This window comes from Microbulbifer echini (genome assembly GCF_041447225.1).
GTDB classification, from domain to species: Bacteria; Pseudomonadota; Gammaproteobacteria; order Pseudomonadales; family Cellvibrionaceae; genus Microbulbifer; species Microbulbifer echini.
On the sequence record NZ_JBGMEL010000007.1, the window covers coordinates 48,144 to 74,126 of the forward strand.

22 protein-coding genes are annotated in these 25,983 nt (G+C 53.4%); 7 read left to right on the forward strand and 15 right to left on the reverse strand.

Annotation, left to right across the window (positions count from 1 at the left end; all coding sequences use genetic code 11):
- Nucleotides 1–71: 71 nt before the first annotated feature.
- Entirely contained in the window at nt 72–506 is a 435-nt protein-coding gene (locus ACCI51_RS08500; protein ID WP_371843286.1) for a hypothetical protein, read from the forward strand.
- Between the two features lie 84 nt (nt 507–590).
- Here the strand turns inward: ACCI51_RS08500 and ACCI51_RS08505 are convergent, their stop codons facing one another.
- From ACCI51_RS08505 to mtnP, 6 genes are all read right to left on the reverse strand, one after another.
- Complete coding sequence (locus ACCI51_RS08505) at nt 591–1,220, reverse strand: TIGR04282 family arsenosugar biosynthesis glycosyltransferase (RefSeq protein ID WP_299587219.1); 630 nt, start codon at nt 1,218–1,220, stop codon at nt 591–593.
- Nucleotides 1,213–1,956, reverse strand: coding sequence for a TIGR04283 family arsenosugar biosynthesis glycosyltransferase (locus tag ACCI51_RS08510; protein WP_299587222.1), 744 nt, complete (start codon nt 1,954–1,956; stop codon nt 1,213–1,215). Before ACCI51_RS08510 ends, ACCI51_RS08505 begins: the two co-directional genes overlap by 8 nt.
- On the reverse strand, nt 1,898–3,373 hold the full coding sequence (locus ACCI51_RS08515) for a dihydrolipoyl dehydrogenase family protein (RefSeq protein WP_371843287.1): 1,476 nt from the start codon (nt 3,371–3,373) through the stop codon (nt 1,898–1,900). Before ACCI51_RS08515 ends, ACCI51_RS08510 begins: the two co-directional genes overlap by 59 nt.
- A 9-nt stretch (nt 3,374–3,382) precedes the next feature.
- On the reverse strand, nt 3,383–4,066 hold the full coding sequence (locus ACCI51_RS08520) for a TVP38/TMEM64 family protein (RefSeq protein WP_371843288.1): 684 nt from the start codon (nt 4,064–4,066) through the stop codon (nt 3,383–3,385).
- Between the two features lie 75 nt (nt 4,067–4,141).
- On the reverse strand, nt 4,142–5,089 hold the full coding sequence (gene arsS, locus ACCI51_RS08525) for an arsenosugar biosynthesis radical SAM (seleno)protein ArsS (protein WP_371843289.1): 948 nt from the start codon (nt 5,087–5,089) through the stop codon (nt 4,142–4,144).
- A 5-nt stretch (nt 5,090–5,094) separates the two neighbouring features.
- Nucleotides 5,095–5,994 carry an S-methyl-5'-thioadenosine phosphorylase gene (gene mtnP / locus ACCI51_RS08530; protein WP_299587232.1) on the reverse strand — a complete coding sequence of 300 codons (900 nt, stop codon included), beginning with the start codon at nt 5,992–5,994 and terminating at the stop codon, nt 5,095–5,097.
- Between the two features lie 233 nt (nt 5,995–6,227).
- Here mtnP and ACCI51_RS08535 point away from each other — a divergent pair, with 233 nt between their 5' ends.
- Nucleotides 6,228–6,800 (forward strand): DUF2239 family protein, encoded by a 573-nt coding sequence (locus ACCI51_RS08535; RefSeq protein WP_371843290.1) that lies wholly within the window; start codon nt 6,228–6,230, stop codon nt 6,798–6,800.
- A gap of 12 nt (nt 6,801–6,812) precedes the next feature.
- Nucleotides 6,813–8,201 (forward strand): MATE family efflux transporter, encoded by a 1,389-nt coding sequence (locus ACCI51_RS08540; RefSeq protein WP_371843291.1) that lies wholly within the window; start codon nt 6,813–6,815, stop codon nt 8,199–8,201.
- 107 nt (nt 8,202–8,308) lie between these two features.
- Here the strand turns inward: ACCI51_RS08540 and sucD are convergent, their stop codons facing one another.
- From sucD to sdhC, 9 genes are all read right to left on the reverse strand, one after another.
- Complete coding sequence (gene sucD, locus ACCI51_RS08545) at nt 8,309–9,181, reverse strand: succinate--CoA ligase subunit alpha (protein ID WP_143730881.1); 873 nt, start codon at nt 9,179–9,181, stop codon at nt 8,309–8,311.
- A 2-nt stretch (nt 9,182–9,183) separates the two neighbouring features.
- On the reverse strand, nt 9,184–10,350 hold the full coding sequence (gene sucC, locus ACCI51_RS08550; RefSeq protein ID WP_299587241.1) for an ADP-forming succinate--CoA ligase subunit beta: 1,167 nt from the start codon (nt 10,348–10,350) through the stop codon (nt 9,184–9,186).
- A gap of 163 nt (nt 10,351–10,513) precedes the next feature.
- Nucleotides 10,514–11,956 (reverse strand): dihydrolipoyl dehydrogenase, encoded by a 1,443-nt coding sequence (gene lpdA / locus ACCI51_RS08555; RefSeq protein WP_299587243.1) that lies wholly within the window; start codon nt 11,954–11,956, stop codon nt 10,514–10,516.
- 64 nt (nt 11,957–12,020) lie between these two features.
- Nucleotides 12,021–13,208, reverse strand: a complete 1,188-nt coding sequence (gene odhB / locus ACCI51_RS08560; protein ID WP_371843292.1) for a 2-oxoglutarate dehydrogenase complex dihydrolipoyllysine-residue succinyltransferase — start codon at nt 13,206–13,208, stop codon at nt 12,021–12,023.
- Between the two features lie 46 nt (nt 13,209–13,254).
- A complete protein-coding gene (locus ACCI51_RS08565) occupies nt 13,255–16,089 on the reverse strand; it encodes a 2-oxoglutarate dehydrogenase E1 component (protein WP_299587247.1) in 2,835 nt (944 codons plus the stop codon).
- A 180-nt stretch (nt 16,090–16,269) separates the two neighbouring features.
- A complete protein-coding gene (locus tag ACCI51_RS08570; RefSeq protein WP_299587249.1) occupies nt 16,270–16,974 on the reverse strand; it encodes a succinate dehydrogenase iron-sulfur subunit in 705 nt (234 codons plus the stop codon).
- A gap of 19 nt (nt 16,975–16,993) precedes the next feature.
- Nucleotides 16,994–18,766: a succinate dehydrogenase flavoprotein subunit gene (gene sdhA / locus ACCI51_RS08575; RefSeq protein ID WP_299587253.1), complete on the reverse strand. Its 1,773-nt coding sequence runs from the start codon at nt 18,764–18,766 to the stop codon at nt 16,994–16,996.
- Between the two features lie 3 nt (nt 18,767–18,769).
- Nucleotides 18,770–19,138, reverse strand: coding sequence for a succinate dehydrogenase, hydrophobic membrane anchor protein (sdhD, locus tag ACCI51_RS08580; RefSeq protein ID WP_299587256.1), 369 nt, complete (start codon nt 19,136–19,138; stop codon nt 18,770–18,772).
- Entirely contained in the window at nt 19,132–19,506 is a 375-nt protein-coding gene (gene sdhC / locus ACCI51_RS08585) for a succinate dehydrogenase, cytochrome b556 subunit (RefSeq protein WP_371843293.1), read from the reverse strand. Before sdhC ends, sdhD begins: the two co-directional genes overlap by 7 nt.
- Before the next feature lie 440 nt (nt 19,507–19,946).
- On the opposite strand from sdhC, the gene gltA reads away from it, so the two are divergent.
- The 4 genes from gltA to ACCI51_RS08605 all read left to right on the forward strand — a co-directional run bounded on the left by gltA (nt 19,947) and on the right by ACCI51_RS08605 (nt 25,977).
- Complete coding sequence (gltA, locus tag ACCI51_RS08590) at nt 19,947–21,236, forward strand: citrate synthase (protein WP_299587259.1); 1,290 nt, start codon at nt 19,947–19,949, stop codon at nt 21,234–21,236.
- A 304-nt stretch (nt 21,237–21,540) separates the two neighbouring features.
- On the forward strand, nt 21,541–22,077 hold the full coding sequence (locus ACCI51_RS08595) for a hemerythrin domain-containing protein (RefSeq protein WP_299587262.1): 537 nt from the start codon (nt 21,541–21,543) through the stop codon (nt 22,075–22,077).
- 516 nt (nt 22,078–22,593) lie between these two features.
- The gene (locus tag ACCI51_RS08600; protein WP_371843294.1) at nt 22,594–24,624 is read left to right on the forward strand and encodes an FAD-dependent oxidoreductase; all 2,031 of its coding nucleotides are present in this window, start codon (nt 22,594–22,596) and stop codon (nt 24,622–24,624) included.
- Complete coding sequence (locus tag ACCI51_RS08605) at nt 24,625–25,977, forward strand: ammonia-forming cytochrome c nitrite reductase subunit c552 (protein ID WP_371843295.1); 1,353 nt, start codon at nt 24,625–24,627, stop codon at nt 25,975–25,977.
- Nucleotides 25,978–25,983 lie beyond the last annotated feature (6 nt).

Sequence of the window (25,983 nt, forward strand, 5' to 3'; positions counted from 1 at the left end):
CGGCTCCAAGAGATTTCGCAAAATTATTCAGTGGTTTCTGTATTCATTCGGTCTACTTTTGAGGCGCTTGAGTGGTGGAAGAGAAAACCGCAGTAAAAGAAATCGAACAATTTATTGATTACCTTGTACAGGCGGGAGTCCACTGCAGAGTGGCCCAGCTGGAGAGTATCTATCATAGGGATATGCAGGCCTTCATACTGGATGACTCGGATCAGCTGACGATCGCGGACAAATCGGCATTTATCGATCTGTTTAAAGCGAAGCGTGACTCAGGTGAGTTACCGCTAAATGCCTGGAAAAAAATTCACCATGTCGAGGTGAAAAACAATAGCGCCCTGGTGATTTTTTCGCGAATAAACAATCTATCAGGCCAGGAAAGAAAGTTAAGGCTGGGTATCGATTTAATTCATGAGAATGGGAACTGGCAGGTTATACGGGAAATCATTTTTCTTGATCCAAACTCCACAACTCCTACTCCTACTCCTCCCCCTACTCTGCAAAGTTAATCGTAGAAATCACGCCCTCTCAAAAGCTGTTCGATTTCCGGTTCATGGGCTTAGCCAGGCACTTCAGAGAAGTCCTCCCCCTTTTTAAGATACCCTCCAGGCCGGGGGTAAATACCGCAAATCTTCGGGCTCATCAATATCGGCCAGTACTTCCAGCATCTGGCAGTGCATTGCACACTCCTGCAGGCGTTCCATGGTCTGCTGTGCCACCACCTCAGTGCTCCAGTCAATATCCTCAAACAATCTGGAATGCATCCGCTTGAGCCCCAACAGGGTATAGCCTCCATCTTTGGCCGGATGCATCACCGCATCGGTGTGCGTCAACATTGCGGCCGCCTCACGGATACGCTCCGCGTCGAGCGCCGGGCAATCAGTGCCCAGTAGGAGCAACCCCTGACTGACCGCGCAGGTATTCTTTACGGCCTGCCACAAGCGATGACCCAGATCACCCGTGGACTGGTCGTGCAAAGAAACCCCCAGGGGCATAGGCAAACTCTGCCAAAAGGGATGACGGGAGTCTGGAGCAACGTGCAACTCCACCGGGCCAATATCGGCCCTCACGGATTCTGCCAGCGTATGCTGTAATAACCGCTCTGCCAAAGATGCCGCACCTCGCTCCCCCAGGGCAGGGATCAGACGGGTTTTCGCGTAGCCCGGCAGCGGTGCCTTGGCCATCACCACCAAGCGCAGAGAGGGATTCGAATTATCACTCATAGCGCTTCGCCAGGGACTCCGCCGGTACCCCGCGCCAGTAATCGAAGCGCAGCCGCCACATTAACAAGATCGTGCGCAATATCCCGAACCTTTGCCAGCGACGCCCAGAGGTCATGGCTCTCTGCCGCAGACAATGCGGCCGGGTCGTTTTCAATAACTGCCTGCTCAACTCTATATCTTCCATCAACGGCTGTGGGGCAAAGCCTCCCACCTCCTTGAATAGCGAGCGCTGCACAAACATCACCTGATCGCCAGTGGCGATTCCGCTAAAGCGGGAGCGCCAATTGATCATGGTGGAAATCAAGGGGAACCAAGCACTGTCTCCGCAGATGCGAATATTAAACCGACCCCACTGCGCCCCCCGAACTGAAGCCGAAGCAATCGCGCTCAGAGCTCCTTTGGGCAGGCGGGTATCCGCATGTAAGAATAACAACCAATTCCCACGGGCAACGGACGCGCCGGCATTCATTTGCAACGCCCGGCCGCGTCGACTACGAATCACCCGCAGCCCAGCGGTGGTAGCCATCTCTACACTGCCGTCACTACTGCCGCCATCCACCAAGATGGTTTCACAACTGCTAAAAGCAACCAGGTCTTTTAATTGTGCCACCAGTTCCGGTAGCTGCTCTCGCTCATTTAATATCGGTACAATCACACTATATTGCACTATCCCCACCTCAGCCGCGCCGCCAGCGATGGTATTTTTCCAGCCATCTAAGCAACCCTTTCGGTGCATGAGCCCGCTTCCAATTTCCCGCAACAAATTTATTCGCTTCTGCCATGGTGGGGTAGATATGAATAGTAGACAAAATCTTGTTCAAGCCCATGCCCTGCTTCATGGCAAATACAAATTCGGCAATTAACTCCGCCGCATTTTCACCAACAATAGAAACTCCCAGAATTTTATCCCTGCCCGGGACCGTAAGTACTTTGATAAAACCAGTTGCGGCGCCATCGACAATCGCTCGGTCTAGATCATCAATACTATAGCGGGTCAGCTCATAAGCTACGCCTTGCTCAGTGGCCTGGTCCTCACTGAGACCGACACTGGCCACTTGCGGATCGATAAATATTGCGCTTGGTACCAAGCGGTAATCCACCGCAAATTTTTTAATACTTCCAAAAAGCCCATTTACAGCGGCGTACCAGGCTTGGTGCGCTGCCATATGGGTAAATTGGTAGGGGCCCGCGAGGTCCCCAGCAGCGAGAATATGGTGATAGCGAGTGCGCAGATAGCCATCCACAGGTAGTTTACCGTCCTGCACAATACCCAGCGCCTCCAGACCAAATCCTCCCGTTCTGGCGCGCCGACCAAGGGCCAGGATAATCTCATCAAATGTCACCTGTATTTCACCCTTGGAATTTCGCAGGATTAACGCGCCCCCCAGCCCATCATTATTCCCGTCAAAAGAGATAGCCTCGTGCCCAGTGAGAAGCTGTACCCCCTCTGATTCCAGCGCCCGGGAAACGGCTGCGGAGACTTCATGATCCTCCAGGGGCAGCAGGCGCTCAGCCCGCTCAATTAAGGTGACCGTGGAACCCAGCCGCGCAAATGCCTGGGCCAGCTCGCAACCAATTGCCCCCCCCCCAAGCAACAGTAATTGAGAGGGGGCCTTATCCAGTTGCGCGAATCGATCCCAAAGCGTTTCACTAGTCAGATAGTTGACGGTATCCAATCCCGGAAGAGGTGGTACCGCCGGTTCAGCGCCAGTAGCGAGAATAATGGCACGGGCAGTCAGACGGTGCTCCTCGCTGCCCTCCTGAGTAATACTGACAGTCCAGGGATCAACAAGTCGCGCACGCCCGCGAACCACCTCCACCCCCAGATCGCTATAGCGCTCAACACTATCGTGAGGTTCTATCTCTTGAATAGACTTACGCACATGTGCCATCACCGCCGGGAAATTAATTTCCGGCTCCGGCACTTGTACACCAAAACGCTCTGCTGTGCGCGCCGAGTGGGCAACTCGTGCACACTGAATTAGCGCTTTGCTGGGCACACAGCCCGTATTCAGGCAGTCGCCCCCCATATTGCCCGACTCAATCAGTGTCACCTTGGCTTTTACCGCCGCAGAAATATAGGCGCCAACCAAACCGGCTGCACCAGCACCAATCACAATAATATTGCGGTCAAATTTTCTAGGCTTACCCATCGCAGTTAATTACCCGGCCGCGCGGCGGCGCTTCAGCCAATTTATAAAATATTTTGCCAATAGTGGAAATATCCCCAGAAGGGCAAAGGACAACAGCAATTCTGGAGAAGCAATATCTTTCAGGTTTTCTATCCGCACCAGTTGCGTACCCGCGTTGACATACACAATCGTTGCCGCCAGCATGCCTATCTGACTAACCCAGTAGAATGTCCAGGTTTTCAGGTGCGTGAGGCCCATTAAGATATTAATCAAAAAAAACGGGAAAATTGGTACCAGACGCAGAGCGAAGAGGTAAAAGGCACCCTCTCGCTCAACACCATCGTTCACCACTTTTAAGCGCGTCGAGAAACGCTCTTGCACATAATCCCTAAATAAATAGCGGGCCATCAAGAAAGCAATGGTTGCACCAACACTGGATGCAAAGGACACGATTAAGGTCCCCCACAACAAACCGAAAATGGCTCCTGCGGCAATAGTGAGAATTGCAGCCCCGGGCAGCGATAGGCCGGTGACCAGAATATAAAAAATAAAAAACAGCACCCCCAGTAATACGGGGAAAGTTGATTGCCACTGCTGGAATTGCTCGCCACCACCTTTTAATTTATCCAGGCTCAACCACTGATTTAAATCAAATGCATAAAAAGCAAATACTAAGGCAAGGATAACCAGCAATAGTAGTATTCTCTTCCCCATAAGGCGCGTTCCTTTCTCTGCCCCAATGACCTCAGGCAACCGGTTCGGTTGCCCCCCATCTAGGCTGCTTCTGTGCTAAAGAGCTCCACTACAACTGCTGCCCTGACCGGCAGTGCAACCATAGCAGTGGTCGGCCACACGAATACTTGAATCGGCAAGATCCCTCTCCAGTAAATCGCGCAAGTGCAACCGATTCGCGATAGGAATACTTAACTGTTGATTGAAATCACAGTCGTATAAATCGCCCTGCCAGCCCACACTCACCTGGCTGCGACACATCACTCCATCGAGGTTGGAAGCGCTGTAACTATCCCGCAGCAGGGTCATATATTCTTTAAATTGTCCTTTAGAAATCAACATGGAGCCAAATCGTTTAATCGGCATATTCGTCAAGGCGAATAAATGATTGAACTTAATATTAAAGTGTTCGGCCAGCTCCCTGCGATAATCGGCCTCCAGGGCCTTCTGCTGTGGAGGCAAAGAGGCCCCCTGGGGGTTATAGACCAAATTTAATGTAAGCGGCGAACCCTCCTGGCCGTAGCCGAGCGTATTGAGCTTTTGCAATCCGGCAATGCTCTTATCAAACACCCCTTTACCACGCTGCTTATCCACGTTATCCATAGAGTAGCAGGGTAGAGAAGCCACCACTTCTACAGTATTTTCGGCGAGGAATTCCGCAGTGGCCTCCTGCCCCGGCTCGAACAGCACGGTAAGGTTACAGCGGTCTATCACCTTTACACCCAGTGTTCGCACAGCACTCACCAGATCACGAAACCCCCAATGTAATTCCGGCGCACCGCCGGTGATATCCAGGGTGCGAATATTTCGCCTCGCGATCACCTCCACCAACAGTGCCAAATTTTCATCGGACATCATTTCGGTTCGGTTCGGTCCCGCATTCACATGGCAGTGCACACAGCTTTGGTTGCAACGGTAACCTATATTTACCTGCAGGGTTTCGATACGATCCCGGCGTATTGCTGGGAAGTCGGAAATTTCCAATAACGGCAGTGTTTCGTGCATAGGGTTCAGTGCTCCACTTCTTCATGCACTAATTTTGACGGTTCAAGCAGTGGTTTTATTACAGTGCGCTGAGCCTCAGATAGGCTGTCTATAGGGGTGACTAAGCCACTAGCCAGTGCCGTATGCGCAACAGACTCTGGCTGCTCTGCCCCCAACAAGCGAATCGCCTCAGCGGCCACCTGCTGGGCCCGTGTAGCATTTTGTTGCAAATTGGCAATCGCTACTTCCGCCGTCACAGCCTCTTCTCGGGGATGCCAACAATCGTAATCGGTGGCCATAGCCAGTGTGGCATAGGCAATCTGTGCCTCTCTTGCCAATTTAGCTTCCGGCATATTGGTCATACCAATGACGGAAGCCCCCATACTGCGATACCAGTGGGATTCCGCCCGCGTTGAAAACTGTGGACCCTCAATACAGAGGTAACTGCCACCCCGGTGTAATTTGGTCGACTGCTCCGCCTGAGTGAAGGCAAAAGCTCGCGCAAGGCAATCCGCCACTGCACCACACACCGGGTCCGCCATAGAAACATGGGCCACCGCACCCTCACCAAAAAAAGTGCTGTCGCGCCGACGGGTCATATCAATGAACTGATCGGGAACCAACATATCCAGAGGGCGCACCTCTTCGCGCAGGGAACCTACGGCAGAGAGAGAGAGGATATAGCGCACTCCCAATTGCCGCAGTGCGTGGATATTCGCCCTGTAAGGCACTTCAGAGGGAATCAATCGATGGCCGCGCCCATGGCGTGAGAGAAAGGCCACGGGTATACCGGACAACTTGCCACAAACGATACTATCGGAGGTCGCGCCAAACGGGGTATCAACTCGCAGCTCCTCCGCATCCGTCAATCCCGGCATTTCATAGAGACCACTCCCGCCGATTACTCCGATCAGTGCCTTAGCCATGTTCACTCCCTAACAGTTGGTTTTCCGCAGTATAGGAGTGGTGACAAGGCGTGTATATTGTTGGCCCCTCAACAAAAAAATGGGGGACGGGCAAGTACAGGCTACGATGCCTCAATCTGGCTCGACCTTATTCTTACTAGCATTTCGACCATAGAAAATCTCCCCTGTACACAAACCGTTCAACTCCCTATATTTACCCTGGTGTTAATATTTTTACCCAGGAAATATTAATAATGGAAACAACGCCCTCAGACTATATAGTGATTGATCAGCAACAGCTTATTGCACGGGGAACACTCGAGGCCGTCATTCGCCGAGTGAAGTCTATGGACGCGTCTCTGGAGCCTCTTATCTTCGAGACAGACAGCTGTAAGCGACTTGATATCGATTGGCATGGAGATATTGAAACTGTGCTGGCTAGGTTGACACCCCCAACAGCCAAGGGCTCAAAGCGAGGGCGTCCAAAACTGGGGGTTGTCTCCAAAGAGGTCACCCTGTTACCCCGGCACTGGGAATGGTTGAGCAAGCAACCCGGTGGCGCCTCTGTCACTCTTCGTAAGCTGGTGGAACAGGCACGAAAAAACGTTTCGCCTGAGGAGCGAATCACCATAAGTCAGCAACAACTCGATAGGTTTATGCTGTTAGTGGCAGGAGATACACTCGGTTTAGAAGAGGCAAGCCGATCTCTCTATAGAAACAGCAGAATCAGTTTTGAAAAAGCCATCTACTCATGGCCGGATGATTTCAAACAATTTGTGTTAAACAAGTTTAATGAAATCGCGGAGATGCACAGTGGTAATTTGTAAAATGGATTTACTATGACCCAACGACAAGACAATATATTTGTTAACGGCGCCTTACTGCCAGTTTTCTTTAAGACGGCTGCGCCTATTATTCTGATAATGTTGGTAAACGGATCGTTTACCCTGTTGGATGCCTACTTTCTAGGGGAGTATGTAGGGGCTGAAGCATTAGCCGCAGTGACCTTAACATTCCCAATGTTTATGTTGCTGGTAGCACTTTCTTCATTGATTTCCAGTGGATATTCAAGCGTACAGGCCAGGCTACTCGGAGCAGGAGAAAAAGATAAGGCGAGACAAGCATTTTCCCAGGCAATTACACTGGCACTGGTGATTTGTGCTACGTTGATGTTGCTGTTTGTGGCTAGCGGAAAACAATTAACACTGCTAGTAGCCAATGGTTCAGAAGCTCTAGCGGAAATGGGGTTTACCTATTTAACGATATTAATCTTTTTATCCCCGACATTATTTATCGGTTCAGTTAACCTTGATACCTTGCGCTGCGAGGGACGACTATCCTTAATGGCTATAGTTTCCCTAACCTCCGTGCTACTCAATATTATTTTCAATTATATTTTTATTGCGCGCTTGGATATGGGGGTGGCCGGCTCTGCTTACGGCACCGCCCTAGCACAGGCAATCACCCTGGTAATCTTGGCGGGCTATCGCCAATACGGCCGCACAGTAATCGATACACAAGTCTTCCGCATCTCACGCAGACTGAATTTCTGGCCTAGCTATCTATCCCTGGGGCTACCATCCAGCTTGGGTTATATCGGTGTATCACTCACATCTATCACAATAATTTTCAGTATCCAGGCCTGGGGAGGTGGTAACTATGATGCGACAGTCGCCGCCTACGGTATTATTACGCGTATTATGACCTTTATCTTTCTGCCTCTACTCGGACTGAGCCAGGCCTTTCAGACTGTAGTGGGCAATAATGTCGGCGCTAAAATCTGGTCTCGCGCTGATAGCAGTATCAATATCGCTTTGACAATAGCATTTGGTTACTGCCTCGCATTACAGTTGGGCGTAATTTTACTGAAAGGATCCCTGGGAGCCCTTTTTGTCAGTGACCAGCAAATTATTACAGAGGTGGCGCGTATACTACCTATGATGACGATGGTCTATTTCCTAGCTGGACCACTCATCATGATAAGTACTTTTTTTCAGGCTATCGGCGACGCCAAGCACGCAGCGATCCTTGGCCTGGCAAAGACTTATTTTTTTGTATTACCGTTAATTTTTGTTTTGCCACTGATAGCCGGGGAAGTGGGGATATGGTATGCAATGCCTATTGCAGAGATAATGCAGCTTATATTAACCGCTTTTGTCCTTTATCAACGGGGACGCAACCGTGGGCACAAATATGGTTTATATGGTGCACAGCAGGCATCCGGCTGATTTTTTCAATCCAAACCGAAAAACTTTCGCGTAACATTTTTGATATGAAATAAAAAAGGCCGCTTCGAAAGAAGCGGCCTTTTCGCAGACAGGAAATTACCCGGCTATTACCAGCCAGTAATTTCCTTTAGTGCGTCGCCGATCTGCGCCAGGGAGCGCACGGTTTTAACACCGGCGTCTTCCAGGGCGGCAAATTTCTCATCAGCGGTACCAGTACCACCAGAGATAATTGCGCCCGCGTGGCCCATACGCTTACCGGGAGGAGCAGTTACACCAGCGATGTAGGAAACCACCGGCTTGGTGACATTTTCCTTGATGTAAGCAGCCGCTTCTTCTTCAGCAGTGCCGCCGATCTCACCGATCATAACGATCGCTTCGGTCTGCGGGTCATTCTGGAACATTTCCAGAATATCGATGAAGTTAGAACCTGGGATGGGGTCGCCGCCGATGCCCACACAGGTGGACTGGCCGAAGCCGTAATCGGTAGTCTGCTTAACCGCTTCGTAGGTCAGGGTGCCGGAACGGGAAACGATGCCCACTTTGCCCGGCTTGTGGATGTGACCGGGCATAATGCCGATCTTGCACTCGCCCGGAGTGATCACACCCGGGCAGTTCGGACCGATCAGGCGCACGCCCAACTCGTCGCACTTTACTTTGGCGTCAAGCATATCCAGAGTCGGGATACCTTCGGTGATACAAACAATCAGTTTGATACCAGCGTTGGCCGCTTCCAGGATGGAGTCCTTACAGAAAGGCGCGGGTACATAGATGACGGAGGCTTCCGCACCGGTCTCTTCGACCGCTTCTTTCACGGTGTTGAAAACCGGCAGGCCCAAATGCGTCTGGCCGCCTTTGCCCGGAGTTACGCCACCAACCATTTTGGTGCCGTAGGCAATCGCTTGCTCGGAATGGAAAGTCCCCTGGGAGCCGGTGAAGCCCTGACAGATTACTTTAGTGTCTTTATTAATCAGTACTGACATGATTATTTACCCTCCGCAGCTTTAACCACTTGCTGAGCCGCATCGGTCAGGCTGGTGGCCGCGATAATGTTCAGGCCACTTTCGCTCAGAACCTTAGCGCCCAGGTCTGCGTTGTTACCTTCCAGGCGTACAACAACCGGTACTTTTACGCCAACTTCTTTCACTGCGCCCACAACGCCTTCGGCGATCATGTCACAGCGAACGATACCGCCGAAGATGTTAATCAGTACGGCTTTTACGTTCTCATCGGACAGGATGATCTTGAACGCTTCAACAACGCGCTCTTTGGTCGCACCGCCACCAACGTCGAGGAAGTTGGCCGGCTTGCCGCCGTGCAGGTTGACGATGTCCATGGTGCCCATGGCCAGGCCAGCACCATTTACCATGCAACCGATGCTGCCATCCAGGGCTACGTAGTTCAGTTCGAACTTGGCAGCGTGCGCTTCGCGCGGATCTTCCTGGGAAGGATCGTGCATTTCGCGCAGGTCGGCATGGCGGTACAGCGCGTTGCTGTCGATCACAACCTTGGCATCCAGACAGTGCAGGTTGCCTTCGGTGGTGATTACCAGCGGGTTGATTTCCAGCAGAGCCAGATCTTTTTCCTGGAACATTTTTGCCAGGCCCAGGAAGATCTTGGTGAACTGCTTAACCTGAGTCGGGTTCAGGCCCAGTTTGAAAGCCAATTCGCGCGCCTGATAAGGCTGAGCGCCTACCAGAGGATCGATGGTGGCTTTGAGGATTTTTTCCGGAGTCTCTTCCGCTACTTTCTCGATCTCAACGCCACCTTCGGTGGAGGCCATGAAAACGATACGACGAGTGGAGCGGTCAACAACAGCACCGAGGTACAGCTCTTGATCAATGTCAGTGCAGCTTTCTACCAGAATGCGGGTTACCGGCTGGCCATTTTCATCTGTCTGGTAAGTTACCAGACGCTCACCCAGCCACTTCTTGGCAAACGCTTCAATTTCTGCCTTGGAATCTACCAGCTTTACACCGCCAGCCTTACCGCGGCCACCGGCGTGTACCTGGGCCTTTACTACCCACTTATCACCGCCAATTTCGTCAGCCGCTGCTACTGCCGCTGCCGGGGTTTCCGCTGCAATGCCTTTGGAAACCGGCAATCCGTATGCCGCAAACAGTTGTTTGCCCTGATACTCATGCAAGTTCATAGTCAATACCAATTCACATATAAAAATGTGTTTACTAATTGCAGATCGCTCTGCACCTGAAACACAGAACTCGAAATTTCCGTCGTTGCAAATTTCGAATTCTGCAAATGAAACCGGGGCGACCAATTAAAATAATTCGTCGCCCCGACATCGAAAAATACTTTTACTTACGCTTCTTGCGATTCATGGTGTGAATCGCATGGCCATTCACGCCCAACGCCGCTTCCTTCACCGCCTCGGACAGTGTCGGGTGTGCGAATACGGTCATACCGATGTCTTCCGCACTGGAGCCAAACTCCATCGCGATCGCCACCTGCTGAACCAGATCTGCGGCAGAAGGACCCACAATATGGGCACCCAGTACACGATCAGTTTCTGCGTGAGCGATGATTTTTACAAAGCCCTGGGTATCGTTGGCGGCCATAGCGCGGCCGTTGATCGCAAACGGGAAGCTACCTACGTTGTAGGGCTCGCCGTCAGCTTTCACCTGCTCTTCGGTACGGCCAACCGCAGCGATTTCCGGATGGGTGTAGATCACGTTGGGGATCACGTCGTAGTTCATCATCGGTTTCTGCCCGGCGATGCGCTCGGCAACTACAACACCTTCCTCAGAAGCTTTGTGTGCCAGCATCGGACCGCGTACTACGTCGCCCACAGCCCATACGCCCGGTGCAGAGGTCATGCACAGGTCGTTGACATAAATAAATCCGCGCTCGTCCATTTTCACATCGGCGTCTTCGGACAACAGACCTTCGGTGTAAGGACGACGGCCAACACAGACAATCAGCTTGTCAAAAGTTTCCTGATGCTCTTTACCATCTTTGTCCTGGTAAGTGACAACCACTTCGTCGCCCTTCACTTCAGAACCGGTAACGCGGCAGGACAGGCGAATATCCAGACCCTGCTTTTTGAAGATTTTCTGGGATTCCTTAGCAACCTGCTGGTCCATGATTGCCAAGAACTTGTCCATGGCCTCCAGAACTACTACATCGGAACCCAGACGGTTCCATACAGAGCCCAGCTCCAGACCGATAACGCCAGCACCGATCACACCCAAACGCTTGGGTACTTCGGTAAATTCCAAGGCTCCGGTGGAATCGACAATAATTTTATCGTCTACCGGAGCGGGCGGAATATTGACCGGCACAGAACCCGAGGCCAGGATCACGTTTTCCGCTTCGTAGACTGTCGTGTTGCCTTCGTCGTCGGTAACCTCCACTTTCTTGTTGGCCAGCAGTTTGCCGGTACCGAAAATGGAGGTCACTTTATTGGCCGTGAATAGGCTCGCCACGCCACCGGTCAGCTTTTTGACGATCTCGCCCTTGCGCTCGATCATCTTGCTGACATCCATCTTGACCTTGCCGACTTCAATGCCGTGCACGTCGAGGGCATCTTTGGCTTCGTGGTACTTCCACGAGCTGTCCAGCAGTGCCTTGGATGGGATGCAACCTACGTTGAGGCAGGTGCCGCCATTTGCGTATTTGCCATCCTTAGTTTTCCACTTCTCAATACAAGCGGTTTTCAGGCCCAGCTGAGCGGCACGGATGGCAGCGACATAACCACCAGGACCGGAGCCAATTACGATTACGTCAAATTTTTCCGACATGATCAGTTCCAGATAATTCTAATGCAGTGTGATCGAGGGGACCCACGGGCCCCAGGACCTATTTTTAAACTTCGAGCAGAATACGCGCCGGATCTTCGATCATTTCCTTGATCGCCACCAGGAAGCCAACCGCTTCTTTACCGTCGATCAGGCGGTGGTCGTAGGACAGCGCCAGGTACATCATCGGCAGGATTTCCACCTTGCCGTTTACCGCCATCGGGCGCTCCTGGATTTTGTGCATACCCAGAATTGCCGTTTGCGGTGGATTCAGGATCGGCGTGGACAACAGGGAGCCAAATACACCACCGTTGGTGATGGTAAAGGTACCGCCAGTCATCTCTTCGATAGACAGCTTGCCGTCGCGAGCGCGCACACCCAGATCACGGATATTATTTTCCATATCCGCCAGGCCCAGATTTTCAGCGTTGCGCAGAATCGGCACAACCAACCCTTTCGGAGAGGAAACCGCTACGCCGATATCCTGGTAGCCATGGTAAACAATATCGTTACCATCAATGGAGGCGTTCACCGCTGTGTAGCGTTTCAGCGCTTCAACCGCAGCCTTAACAAAGAAGCCCATGAAACCAAGGCGGGTGCCATTGTGGGTCTTCTCAAACAGATCCTTGTAGTTCTTACGCAGATCCATCACCGGCTTCATGTTCACCTCGTTAAAGGTGGTGAGCATGGCGGTGGACTGGGCAGCGTCGAGCAGGCGTTCAGCAATACGCTTACGCATACGGGTCATAGGAACGCGCTTCTCTACGCGCTCACCCGGAGCCACGGCCACTTCAGCGGCAGCCGCAGGTGCGCTGGCCGCCGGTGCAGTACCCGCTTTCATTACATCTTCTTTGAGAACGCGACCGCCCTTGCCAGTGCCTTCAACACCGCCCAGATCCACGCCCTTCTCCGCGGCCATTTTTTTGGCGGACGGCATAGCAATTTTATCGCCGGCAGCAGGTGCTGCAGCGGCAGGTGCTTCGGCCTTTTCTTCTGCGGGAGCGGCTGCGGCGCCGGCGCCCTCTTCAAACTTGGCGATCACCTCATTGGAGAGAACGGTATCGCCCTCGCCCTTGATGATTTCGGAAAGCGCGCCGTCAGCCGGTGCAACCACTTCCAGTACCACTTTATCGGTTTCGATATCCACGATCAGTTCATCGCGGGACACGGCTTCGCCGGGTTGTTTGTGCCAGGTGGCGACAGTACCGTCCTGAACGGATTCCGGGAAAGTTGGCGCTTTAATCTCGATCGTCATTTTTCCTGTTTCCTGAGATTGACTCTGCTTAAATTACTGCCGTCTTTTATTTGACGGTCAGCGCCTCGTTGATGAACTTATTCTGTTCTTCCAAGTGCGTGGACATATAGCCCGCCGCAGGTGCCGCCGATGGCGCGCGGCCCACATAATCCAGGTGAAGCTTCGGATGGGTTTCCGACAGCACACGGCGCAAATGATGCTGGCTGGAGTACCAGGCGCCCTGGTTCATGGGTTCTTCCTGACACCAGGCGACACTCTTGATGTTCTTGAATGCGGAGACCGCTTCCACGAACTCTTCGTCCGGGAAGGGATACAGCTGTTCAATACGTACAAATGCGACATCTTCCTGTTCGCGCTCCATACGCGCCTCCAGCAGGTGGTAGTACACCTTGCCGGAACACAGGATCAGACGCTTGACCTTGGCCGGATCCACACCCTGATCCTGGATCACATTTTGGAAGCGGCCTTCGGCCAGCTCTTCCAGGCTGGAGGTAGCCAGCTTATGACGCAGAATCCATTTCGGGCTCATGATGACCAGAGGGCGACGCATAGGACGTACCGCCTGACGGCGCAGCAGGTGGAAGATCTGCGCCGGGGTGGTGGCGTTACACACCTGGATATTGTGCTCGGCACACAGCTGCATAAAGCGCTCCAGGCGCGCGGAGGAGTGCTCCGGGCCCTGGCCTTCATAACCGTGAGGCAGTAGCATCACCAGACCGCACATACGGCCCCATTTATGCTCACCAGAGGTGATGAACTGATCGATCACCACCTGGGCACCGTTGGCGAAGTCACCAAACTGGGCTTCCCAAACCACCAGGGATTTTGGCGTGGTAGTGGCGTAGCCGTATTCGAACGCCAACACCGCTTCCTCGGATAGAAGGGAGTCGTAGATGTAAAACGGCGGCTGATCTTCGAACATGTGCTGCAGGGGCACATAGCTCTGACCGTCCTTCTGACTGTGAACCACCGCATGGCGGTGGGAGAAGGTTCCGCGCCCCACATCCTCACCGGTGAAGCGAACCATAAAGCCCTCTTCCAGCAGGGTACCGTAGGCGAGTGTTTCCGCCATTCCCCAGTTCAGCGGTAGGGCACCACCGGCCATCTTGCGGCGGTCGTCATAGATCTTCGAGACCTGGCGTTGCATCACAATGCCGTCGGGGACATTGGTCATGCGTGTAGCGACATCCTGCAGCTTGGGCAGCGCATAGCCGGTATCCGCGGGCTCGTCCCAGTCGTGGCCCAAATAGGGGCTCCAGTCCACAAACATGGAGGAGTCGGGCTTCTTCACCAAACCGGTGGCCACGTCTTCGCCCGCATCCAATTTGTCGCGGTAGTCGTTGGCCAGCTTGTCGGCGGCAGGCTTGTCCAGGATCCCTTCACCCACCAGCTTCTCGGAGTAGAGCGTGCGGGTGGTCTTGTGTTTGCGAATGGTCTGGTACATCAGTGGCTGGGTACCGGACGGGTCATCGGTCTCGTTGTGACCGCGGCGGCGGTAGCACACCAGGTCGATCACGATGTCTTTCTTAAATTCGTAGCGGTAGTCCACCGCCAACAGCGCCGCCAGCACAACCATTTCTGGATCGTCGCCGTTTACGTGCAGCACCGGGGCATCGATCATTTTGGCGGGATCGGTGGAGTACTCGGTGGAGCGAGCGTCTTCGCGCTTGCTGGTGGTAAAGCCCACCTGGTTATTCAGCACGATGTGCACTGTACCGCCGGTGTAGTAACCGCGGGTCTGAGACATCTGCAGGGTTTCCTGCACAACACCCTGGCCGGCAAAGGCCGCGTCGCCGTGGATGTTGATCGGCATAACTTTCTCGCCGGTGGAGTCTTTGCGGCGATCCTGGCGGGCACGCACAGAGCCAACCACGACCGGTGCACTGATTTCCAAGTGCGACGGGTTAAACGCCAGAGCCAAGTGCACTTCGCCACCGGGAGTCATCACATTGGAAGAGAAGCCCTGGTGGTATTTCACATCACCAGAAGTATCCAGGGTTTTCTTGCCCTCGAACTCTTCAAATAGGTCAGACGGGTTCTTACCGAGGATATTCACCAGGGTATTCAGGCGGCCGCGGTGAGCCATACCAATCACGATCTCTTTCACCCCGTAGGTGCCGGAGCGACGGATCAGGGCGTCCATCATCGGGATCAGGCTCTCGCCACCCTCAACACCAAAGCGTTTAGTGCCCGGGTATTTGGAGTCCAGGTGGCGCTCCAGGCCCTCTGCGGCGGAGAGTCGCTGCAGAATTTCAATCTGGATATCGGTGCCGAAATTGGCCTTAGACTGGCTGCGCTCCAGGCGCTGCTGGAACCACTGCTGCTCTTCCAGATTGGAGAGATGCATGATTTCCGAGCCCAGATTGCCGCAATAGGTCCGCTCCAAGCCCTCGACGATCTCACGCAGGGTGGCCTCTTCCCTACCCAGGAACAGACTACCGGTATTGAAGGTGGTGTCGAAATCACCTTCGGTCAGACCGTGGTAGCTCAGCTGCAGATCGGGTACCTGTTCACGGGCCATCAGGCCGAGCGGGTCCAGGGTGGCTTTCTTGTGGCCGCGGTGGCGATAAGAATCGATCAGCTGCAGAACTTTAATCTGCTTGCGCTCGTGATCGATATTAACGGAGCCGGAGCCGGAGCCCGGAGCCGTTACCGGGCGGGCGCGGTGTTTGCTGAGCAGCTCAAAGTGCTGGCGCACTGCGGCGTGAGAAACATCACTGCTGCCACCAACACGGGGGAGGCTGTCAAAGTAATTGCGCCACTCCTCCGGTACACCGTTGGGGTCATGCAGATAGGTCTCGTAAAGCTCCTCCACATAGGCGGCATTGCCCCCGGAGATATGGGAGCTACGCCACAGCTGCTCCATGGTACTTTCGTGCATTTTGATGCCTACCTCGATTGCAGTGGGCTTTTGTCGCTCTAACCACTGCGCTTTCCTTCACTCACAAAAGGGGAGGCGCATAAAGCCACCTCCCCTTTTCAATTTAATTCCGGTGCAACCGGTTATATCACCTAGCGCCATACCTGGCACCGGGCCCGCCAGCGGCGTGCCCGGTATTCTCTATACGGCGCGCGTCAACAGCATATTGCGAATATGGCCGATGGCGCGGGTCGGATTCAAACCTTTGGGACATACGTTGACACAGTTTTGGATACCGTGACAACGGAACACACTGAATGGATCATCCAGATTGGAGAGACGTTCATCTGTGGCTAGATCGCGGCTATCCGCCAGGAAGCGGTAAGCCTGCAGCAGACCCGCCGGGCCGATAAACTTGTCCGGGTTCCACCAGAATGACGGACAGGCAGTGGAGCAACAGGCACACAAAATGCACTCGTACAGACCGTCGAGCTTCTCGCGATCCTCAGGGGATTGCAGACGCTCAATGGCTGGTGCCGGCGTATCATTTTGCAGGTACGGCTCAATTTTTCTGTACTGCTCGTAGAACTGCTCCATGTCCACAACCAGATCGCGGATCACCGGCAGGCCCGGCAGTGGGCGCAGTACCAACTTACCCTTCGGTGCAGCTTCAGACAGTGGCGTGGTACAGGCCAGGCCATTGCGTCCGGAGATATTCATACCATCGGAACCACAGACACCCTCGCGGCAGGAGCGGCGGAAGGACAGTGTTGCGTCCTCAGCCTTGAGCAACTCCAGCACGTCCAACACCATCAGGTCCTTGCCCTGGGTGTCGAGCTGGTAGTCCTGCATGTACGGCGCTTTGTCGGTTTCCGGGTTGTAACGGTAAATGCTTACTTTCAACATACTCTATTCCGCTCCCGAATCAGTAGGTCCGAGCTTTCGGTTCAAAGGCTTCCATGGTGCTCGGCGCGAAGTTTACCGCACGCTTGCCCACACGTTTTTCCCCAGGGAAGTACATGGAGTGACACAGCCAGTTTTCGTCATCGCGTTCCTGGAAGTCTTCGCGGGCGTGAGCGCCGCGGCTTTCCGTGCGAGTCTCAGCGGCAATCGCCGTGGCCTCGGCAACTTCTAGCAGGTTCTGCAACTCCAGGGCTTCAACACGGGCCGTGTTGAAGGCGCGACTTCTGTCGTCCAGGCGTACATTCTCGATACGCTCGCGCAAGTCGGCCAGTTTCTTCACGCCTTCGGCCATGTAGTCGCCGCGACGGAATACACCGAAGTGATTCTGCATCACGCCCTGCAATTCTTTGCGCAGGTCTGCAGCCTTTTCACCGGTCTCGTTTGTTTCGAGGCGATTCAGACGCGCCATTGCCGCTTCGATATCAGACTCGGACGCTTCGCGGTGCTCGATACCCTCACGCAGGGCTTTTTCGATAAACAGGCCAGAGGCGCGGCCAAATACAACCAGGTCCAGCAGGGAGTTGCCGCCCAGGCGGTTGGCGCCGTGGACAGATACACAGGCAACCTCGCCACAGGCATAGAAGCCATCGATAACCTGATCATTCCCCGCCGCGTCCTGGGTCAAAGCTTGGCCGTGAACGTTGGTGGGGATACCGCCCATCATGTAGTGACAGGTAGGCACAACCGGGATCGGCACTTTAACTGGATCGGCGTGCGCGAAGGTCTTGGAAAGCTCACAGATACCGGGCAGGCGACTGTTCAACAGTTCCTCACCCAAGTGGTCGAGCTTCAGGAATACGTGATCGCCTTCCGGGCCGCAGCCGCGACCGTCGAGGATCTCAAGCACCATGGAGCGGGCCACAACATCCCGTCCCGCGAGGTCCTTGGCGTTGGGCGCATAGCGCTCCATGAAACGCTCGCCGTCCTTATTGATGAGGTATCCACCCTCACCGCGACAGCCTTCAGTCACCAGTACGCCCGCACCGTAAATACCCGTGGGGTGGAACTGCCACATCTCGATATCCTGCACCGGCATGCCGGCGCGCAGGGCCATGCCCACACCGTCACCGGTGTTGATATGCGCGTTGGTGGTAGAGGCGAAGATACGACCCGCTCCACCAGTAGCAAATACCGTTGCCTTGGACTTAATGAAAACCACTTCGCCATCTTCGATGCACATGGCGATAACGCCTACTACGGCACCGTCCTGGTTCTTGACCAGATCAATGGCAAACCACTCGTTCAGAAACTCCGTTTTATGCTTCACGTTGTTCTGATAAAGGGTGTGCAGCAGGGCGTGGCCAGTACGGTCGGCCGCCGCACAGGTGCGCGCGGCCTGACCACCGCGGCCAAAATCCTTGGACTGACCGCCGAACGGGCGCTGATAGATGCGGCCTTCCTCGGTACGGGAGAAGGGCAATCCCATATGCTCCAGCTCAAAGACCGCTTCGGGCCCCACGGAACACATGTACTCGATCGCTTCCTGGTCTCCGATGTAATCAGAGCCCTTCACGGTGTCGTACATGTGCCAGCGCCAATCGTCATTGGGGTCTGCACTGGCGATCGCACAAGTGATACCACCCTGAGCGGATACTGTGTGTGAACGAGTCGGGAATACCTTGGTGATTACCGCAGTCTTGTAGCCGGACTGGGCCATCTGCAGGGCCGCACGCATACCTGCGCCGCCACCACCAATTACGATCCCGTCAAAAGAAATAGTACGCATGTTCGCCATTGCTTATACACCCCAAAGAATTTCAATGCCCCACACCGTGTAAAGCACGGCGACCGCAGCCAGGATCACTTCTACAAACAGGCGCAGAACTGTGGCCTTACCGCCCATCATCCGGTTGGTGATGTAATCGGTAACCACGGACCAGAGGCCAATCCAGGCGTGAATAATGGTGGACAGCAGGGCGACCAAACTGAATACACGCATCCAGCGCTGGGCGAACAACTCAGACCAGGCCTGGTAGCCAAAGTCTTTGGTAAAAAAGATAAAGCCCACTATAAAGAGGACATAAGCCAGCAGTATAACTGCGGTAACACGCTGATAAAGCCAGTCGAACGTACCGCTACGGCCAAAACTAGTTACTGTTCTTACCACAACCATACCCCCACCAGAAGAATAAGGATTACACTCACCACCAGCACGGCAATAGCGCTGCGGCGACCACCTTCGAGGCTCTCACCCATCCCCATATCCATAAACAGGTGACGAACACCGGCCAGCAGATGGTAGATAAGAGCTGCCAGGGAGGCCCACAGGATGAGCTTGGCTGGAATACTGTTAAATGCTGCCGCCATATCGGCGAAGCCCTGTTCGGATTCCAGGCTGGCATCGAGTATGCAGAGCAAAAGCGCCACAACGGCGAAGAGCACTACACCGGACACACGATGCAAAATGGAAACCAAAGCAGCAGCGGGAAGCTTGATTGTGGAAATGTCTAAATTGACAGGTCTGTTTTTGTTCACAGGAAAAACACCTTGTTGCCCTGAACGACCGGGCGCCCGTTAGCTTTTCAATTGGAGGGACGAGCTGCTTGCTGATCACTTTGCACTCGACCTGATGAAGCCTTGTACAAAGTAGCCGTACCATGGCGCAAGCCGCGCGGATTATAGGCATTCAATAGTCAAAACACAACGAACGCCTGGGAAAACGCCGTCTTCACGAACCCCAGTGGCAGATCATTTAACACTGCGGAATTTCCGCAGATTTTTACGCCTGCAATTAGGTAAAAGCTCTACAGGCCCACCCAGTTACCGGATATCCTGTTGCCGGCCGACTGGTCGTCCACGCCTTTTGGTTTGACAATTTGCGGCGCGGCACTTAAGTTTGGCCCCGCTCAAAAGGCCGCCAGCACCCGAAAACACCAGGAAAAGGCCGCCATAAGAACAGTTTTTAGGAGTCCGCAATGTCCGATAAAAAAGCGCAACTCACGGTCGACGGTATCGACGGCGCAATAGAAATGCCCGTTCGCTCCGGCACCCTCGGTCCCGATGTTGTCGATGTCGGCAACCTAACAGGCAAGGGCTTATTCACTTACGACCCGGGCTTCGTATCCACTGCCGCGTGTGAATCCAAGATCACCTTTATCGATGGCGCCAAAGGTCAGCTTCTGCACCGCGGCTACCCCATCGAACAGCTGGCAGAGAAGTCAGATTACCTCGAGACCTGCTACCTGCTGATGAACGGCGAACTGCCCAACGCCCAGCAGAAAAAAGAGTATGTGGACACCATCATGTCCCACACCATGGTGCACGAGTCCCTGGTGAACTTCTTTAAAGGTTTCCACTACGACGCCCACCCAATGGCGATGCTATGCGGCGTAGTTGGCGCCTTAGCCTCCTTCTACCACGACTCCCTGGACATCAACAATCCAGAGCACCGTGAGATCTCCGCACACCGCCTGATCGCCAAGATGCCGACCCTGGCCGCCATGTGCTACAAGCACTCCAAAGGCATGCCCTTCATGTACCCGGATAATAGCCTCAGCTATTCCGAAAACTTCCTGCACATGATGTTCGGCAACCCCTGCGAACCCAGCAAGATCGACCCGATTGTCGCCAAGGCAATGGATATCATCTTCCTGCTGCACGCAGACCACGAGCAAAACGCGTCCACCTCAACCGTTCGCTTGGCCGGCTCCTCCGGCGCCAACCCCTTCGCCTGCATCTCCTCTGGCATCGCCGCCCTGTGGGGGCCAGCGCACGGTGGCGCCAACGAAGCGGTACTGAATATGCTGCAGGAAATTGGTGATGAAAGCCGTATCGACGAATTCGTGAAGCGCGCCAAAGACAAAAACGACCCCTTCCGCCTAATGGGCTTCGGCCACCGCGTTTACAAAAACTTCGATCCGCGCTCCCGCGTGATGCAGGGTATTTGTGACGAAGTTCTGGGTGCCATGGGTGCCGAGAATGACCCTCTGCTGAAGATTGCCAAAAGACTGGAAAAAATCGCCCTCGAGGACGAGTACTTCGTCGAGAAGAAGCTCTACCCGAACGTAGATTTTTACTCCGGCATTATCATGAAGGCTATCGGCATCCCCACCGATATGTTTACCGTAATCTTCGCCACCGGCCGCACCTCCGGCTGGATTGCCCACTGGAATGAAATGATTTCCAATCCGCACAAAATTGGCCGTCCACGCCAGCTTTATACCGGCTATACCGAGCGTGACTACACATCGGTAGAGCAGCGCTAGCAAAACCCCAAATAAAAAACCCGGCATTGCCGGGTTTTTTATTACCTACAACTCACGAATGTTCGACAAATTTAAAATAACGCAATAAGCAGGCCCACCCCAGCTTGTGACAAGCTTCACACTTTAAGAATTTTTGCCCAGTTGCAACTCCCGCCACACAGTCAAACAACTGTCATGCGATGTAAAATCCGCGCCTTCCGGAGGGGGTACAAGCACGGCGCGATTGCGCACCGCCGTTACCGCCCCGCCGAGAAGTTTCTTACCCGTACAATACACAAAAGCAAAACTATCAAAGGCACAGCATATGCTTAGCTTTATCTCCGGCATGTTCCGAAGCAGCAAGTCTTCAGACAGCGTCGACCTGGAAGAAAAATACACCCGAAGCTCTTATGCTAGCGCCAAGGGCAGCCGTACAATTTCCTACGACCCAACCCTAATCAAAGCCCTGGAAGACGACCACCGCCACCTGATCGGTATTTTTCAACGCATGTGGTCTGAGGGTTTTGAAAAACAGAACTACCGCCAGTTATCGCAATTGCTGACTCAATTCAAATCGGGCTTTCAAGCGCACCTAATCAAAGAAAATGTGCGCTTTTATGTGTACCTCGAGCAGGCCCTCGCCGGAGACGCACATACCCTGCAAGTTGTGAAAGACTTCCGCACCGACATGAACGAAATCGCCAATGCCGTTGTGCAGTTCTGCAAACGCTACAACCATGAAGCCTTCACGCCGGAAATGGTTCGCGACTTCAAAGTAGACTATCAAAAAATCGGGGAAGCACTGACCCGCCGCACAGCACTGGAAGAAAAAGAACTCTACGTTCTCTATCAACCATCCTGAGCACTTGTCCAATATTGAATTTGTTACTCAATCTCTACAGGAATAAGGCGCAAGCCGATGAGTGAGCAACAACTTATTTTGTAAGTGCCACACAGAAACATCTGCGACCCACAGGGACGGGGCGCATATTTTTCACCCTACTCGCAATCCCTCCCCCAGCGCCCCAACCATCCTGCTCAAAAAATCTGCGGGAGCCAACTGCCGGAAAATATTTCCACTCCAGGTTCAACAGAAGCGCTCTGCTACATCTGTAAAATAATCCTGCTCCAACAAAGTGCATGACAACAACAACTGAACAAAACTTTCCGTTCAGACCTCCCTTAACTTCCTATCCCCTATCGTCATTTCTATTCAACACTAGACGTTTATTTAATTTTGTTTAAACATAGAGAAATTAGAATTCAAAAAAACTCACAACGGTGGGATATTGGTCTAAGAAGTTCTGAAAGCTTTATGGCTTAAAAACAAGAATGACAAGCAGGCCAGTAGTAAAAGCCGAGGGGAATCGGGGGAAATATGACTGAACTTAAAAGTTCAGCTGCTCGACAATATTCGCCAAATAGCGCTCAAGCCAGCGATAGCAGCTATCCAATTTATGTCATTGTAGGCACAGGACCGGTTGGGGTCCGGTGTGCACAAAAACTACTAGAATTCTGTGATGAAGCGCAAATTGTTATCTACGGTGCTGAAACAGAATCACCCTATAACCGGGTAAAATTATCCCAATACCTCTCCCGCCACGTAGATCGGGACGAGCTGGATAACCCTATTTTGGGCAAGAGCGACCACCGGCTCGCAGAATATATCGACCGGGAAATCATCTCCATCGACCGCGTCAAAAAAATAGTGACTGACGCAGCGGGAAATAGACAACCCTACACTAAGCTGATCCTGGCCACCGGCTCTAATCCGAGTATCCCCAGGATCCCCGGTGCAGAACTTCCCAGTGTTTATCCCTTTCGCAGCCTGCGTAACACCAATGACTTGATCGCCCTGCGAGAGCAGCATGCCGATATTTGCGTGATCGGTGCCGGCGCCCTCGGCCTGGAGGCGGCAACCGCGTTAAAAACACCCAAAAATACCGTCACCCTGCAATCCCGCGGAAAATTGCTGAGTGGTCTACTGGGCGAAGAAGGGGAAGAGTTTTTAAAGTCTTCGCTTGCAGCTTTGGGCGTGCAACTCAAGGTGGGATCAACGCTCCAATTGATCGAACAAGATGAAGATAAGTCCAGGCTGGTTTTCGAAGGCGATGAAACCCTTAGTGTCGATGCCATTGTCCTCTGTACCGGTATTCAACCGGAAGTCTCACTCGCACAGCAGTCTGGACTCAATATCGATAGGGGAGTGGTTGTCAACGAGTGGATGCAAACTTCCGACCCGGATATCTACGCGGTTGGCGAGTGCGCCGAGTTTGATCGCAAAGTTTACCAACTGGTACGCCCAGGTTACGAACAAGCGGAAAGCTGTTGTTCCCATATTCGCCGCGATCATGGAGGCGAGATTTTAGAGCGCCCCTACACCGGTAGCTATACAGATATCCAACTCAAAATTGCCCATATTCCCTGTGCCATTATGGGAGATGTTGCCTCGGAAAACCTTCAGCAGCATGAAGGGCTCGAGAGCCATGTTTTTCGCAACCGCTTCAAAGGAATTTACCGACGACTCTTTGTTAGGGAGGGTCGTATCCTAGGGGCTGTTTATATCGGCAGCTGGGATGAGGCAAACAGTCTGCGCCAAGCTGTAGCCCAAGAAGAAAAAGTGAGTGCGCACGCGCTTAAGCAGTTTTCCGATGAAGGCCGCCTTTTTGGCCAGCAGGCATCCAATAGCATCAAGAACTTCCCCGATAGCTATCTGGTATGCCAATGTAATTCAGTCAGTAAAGGAGAATTGTGCAAAGCGATCTCCGAGGGAAAGCGCACGCTCAACGAACTGCAACAAGCCACCACGGCAGGCTCTGTTTGCGGAAGCTGTCGCCCACTGATGGCCGAACTGCTCGATGCCCCGGTGCCCAACCTGGTTATGCGCCACGCGAAAGGTATCTTGGTTACTTCGGTCATATCTCTATTGTTAATCACTCTGTCATTCCTGATGCCCTCTCCCCCGGTTTCGGACACCGTGCAAACTGGCCAATTTTGGGAAAAGCTCTGGTATGACAATTTCTGGAAACAGGTAACTGGCTACACCATCCTCGTACTATGCCTATTTACCGCCGCCCTGAGTGTGCGCAAACGCTGGAATAAACTCGCACTCGGGCATATGGATCACTGGCGCTACGCCCACAGTTTAATCGGGGTCGTTGCCGTGGCCACCCTGGCAGTACACACCGGTTTCCGCATGGGGCAAAACCTCAATCTCGCCCTTATGCTGGTTTTCCTTGGCGTTACCGCCACAGGCTCGCTGGTCGGCGTCTTTATGGCACGCAACCACCACTGGACCGATCTCAAGCTACGCGAACACCGCAAGTGGTGGTCACGTGTGCACTACGCCCTGCTTTGGGCACTGCCGGTACTCCTCGCTTATCATATTCTTGCGGTTTATTACTTCTAAATGAAATCTTATCAATTCAAATTTTGGCACTACGGCCTACTGCTGACTTTGGCTGTGGGCGCCTATGCCGCCTATAACCTGACAGCAGATGACAAGTCCCTATTTATCACCGGCGAACCCACTCACGGCCATCACCAGATCGAGCTCGCTTGCACCTCCTGTCACACCGATGGTTTTGCCGGAGAGGAATCCATCCAGCAATCCTGCTTGAATTGCCACGCAGAAGAACTGGAACTCGCCGACGATTCCCACCCACGCAAAAAATTCCTCGACCCTCGCAATGCACAATTGCTGGAAACCCTGGATGCACGCCAGTGCATCAGCTGTCATACGGAGCATAAACAGGAAATTACCCGCGAGATGGGGGTCAGTCTGGCCGGGGATTTCTGCTTTCACTGCCACAGTGAAATTGCCGAGGAACGCAGCAGCCATCAGGGCATGGGATTCGAGACCTGTGCCAGCGCCGGCTGCCATAACTACCACGACAATGGCACCCTCTATGAGGACTTCCTGATCGCCCACGTAGGACAACCGGACCTACTCGAAGAAGCCAAGTTACCAGTGCGCACGGCGATGCAGTTCTGGCTACAAGAACACCCTGACGCCAAACCACTGCAACAAAAGCAGGCGGATATTCAGGGCGAATCAACCTCTGCAGAAATCGCCGCACTCTGGTCGCAAAGTGCCCACGCACAAGTCGAGGTAAACTGCACCAATTGCCATGCCGACGGACAGATGCAATTCAGCAGTATCGAAGTAGTCGAACAATGCGCAAGTTGCCACAGCGCCCAGCAGGAGTCCTTTACCCAGGGTAAACACGGTATGCGACTGTCAGCCAAGTTGCCGCAGGAGTTTGTCCAGCAGGCTGGCGCCATGACGCCGCAGCAAGCCTGGATACCTATGCAGTCCGACGCCTCCGGTGAATTGAACTGTATTAGCTGTCATGGCCCACACGACGTCGACCTACAATTTGCCGCAGTAGAGTCCTGCCTCAACTGCCACAGCGATGAACACAGCCTCGCCTACAAGGCCTCACCCCACTTTGACACCTGGCAAGCCAATCCGGAAAACGGCGTCAGCTGTGCCAGCTGCCACTTACCAAGGGAAACCCACGGTGAGCAGGTAGTGGCCAACCACAATCAAAACCACAATCTCCGCCCCAATGAAAAAATGTTACCCGTTTGCCTGAACTGCCATGGGGCGGAGTTTTCCCTGGCAGCGATGGCCGACAAAAAACTGATCTCACAGAACTTCAAGCATAAGCCCGCGGACAAGCACGAGACCTTCGACTTAATCCGCGATCGCATTGCGCGAATTTCCAATAGCAAAAAAAATCAAACCAAATCCCAATAGGAGGGG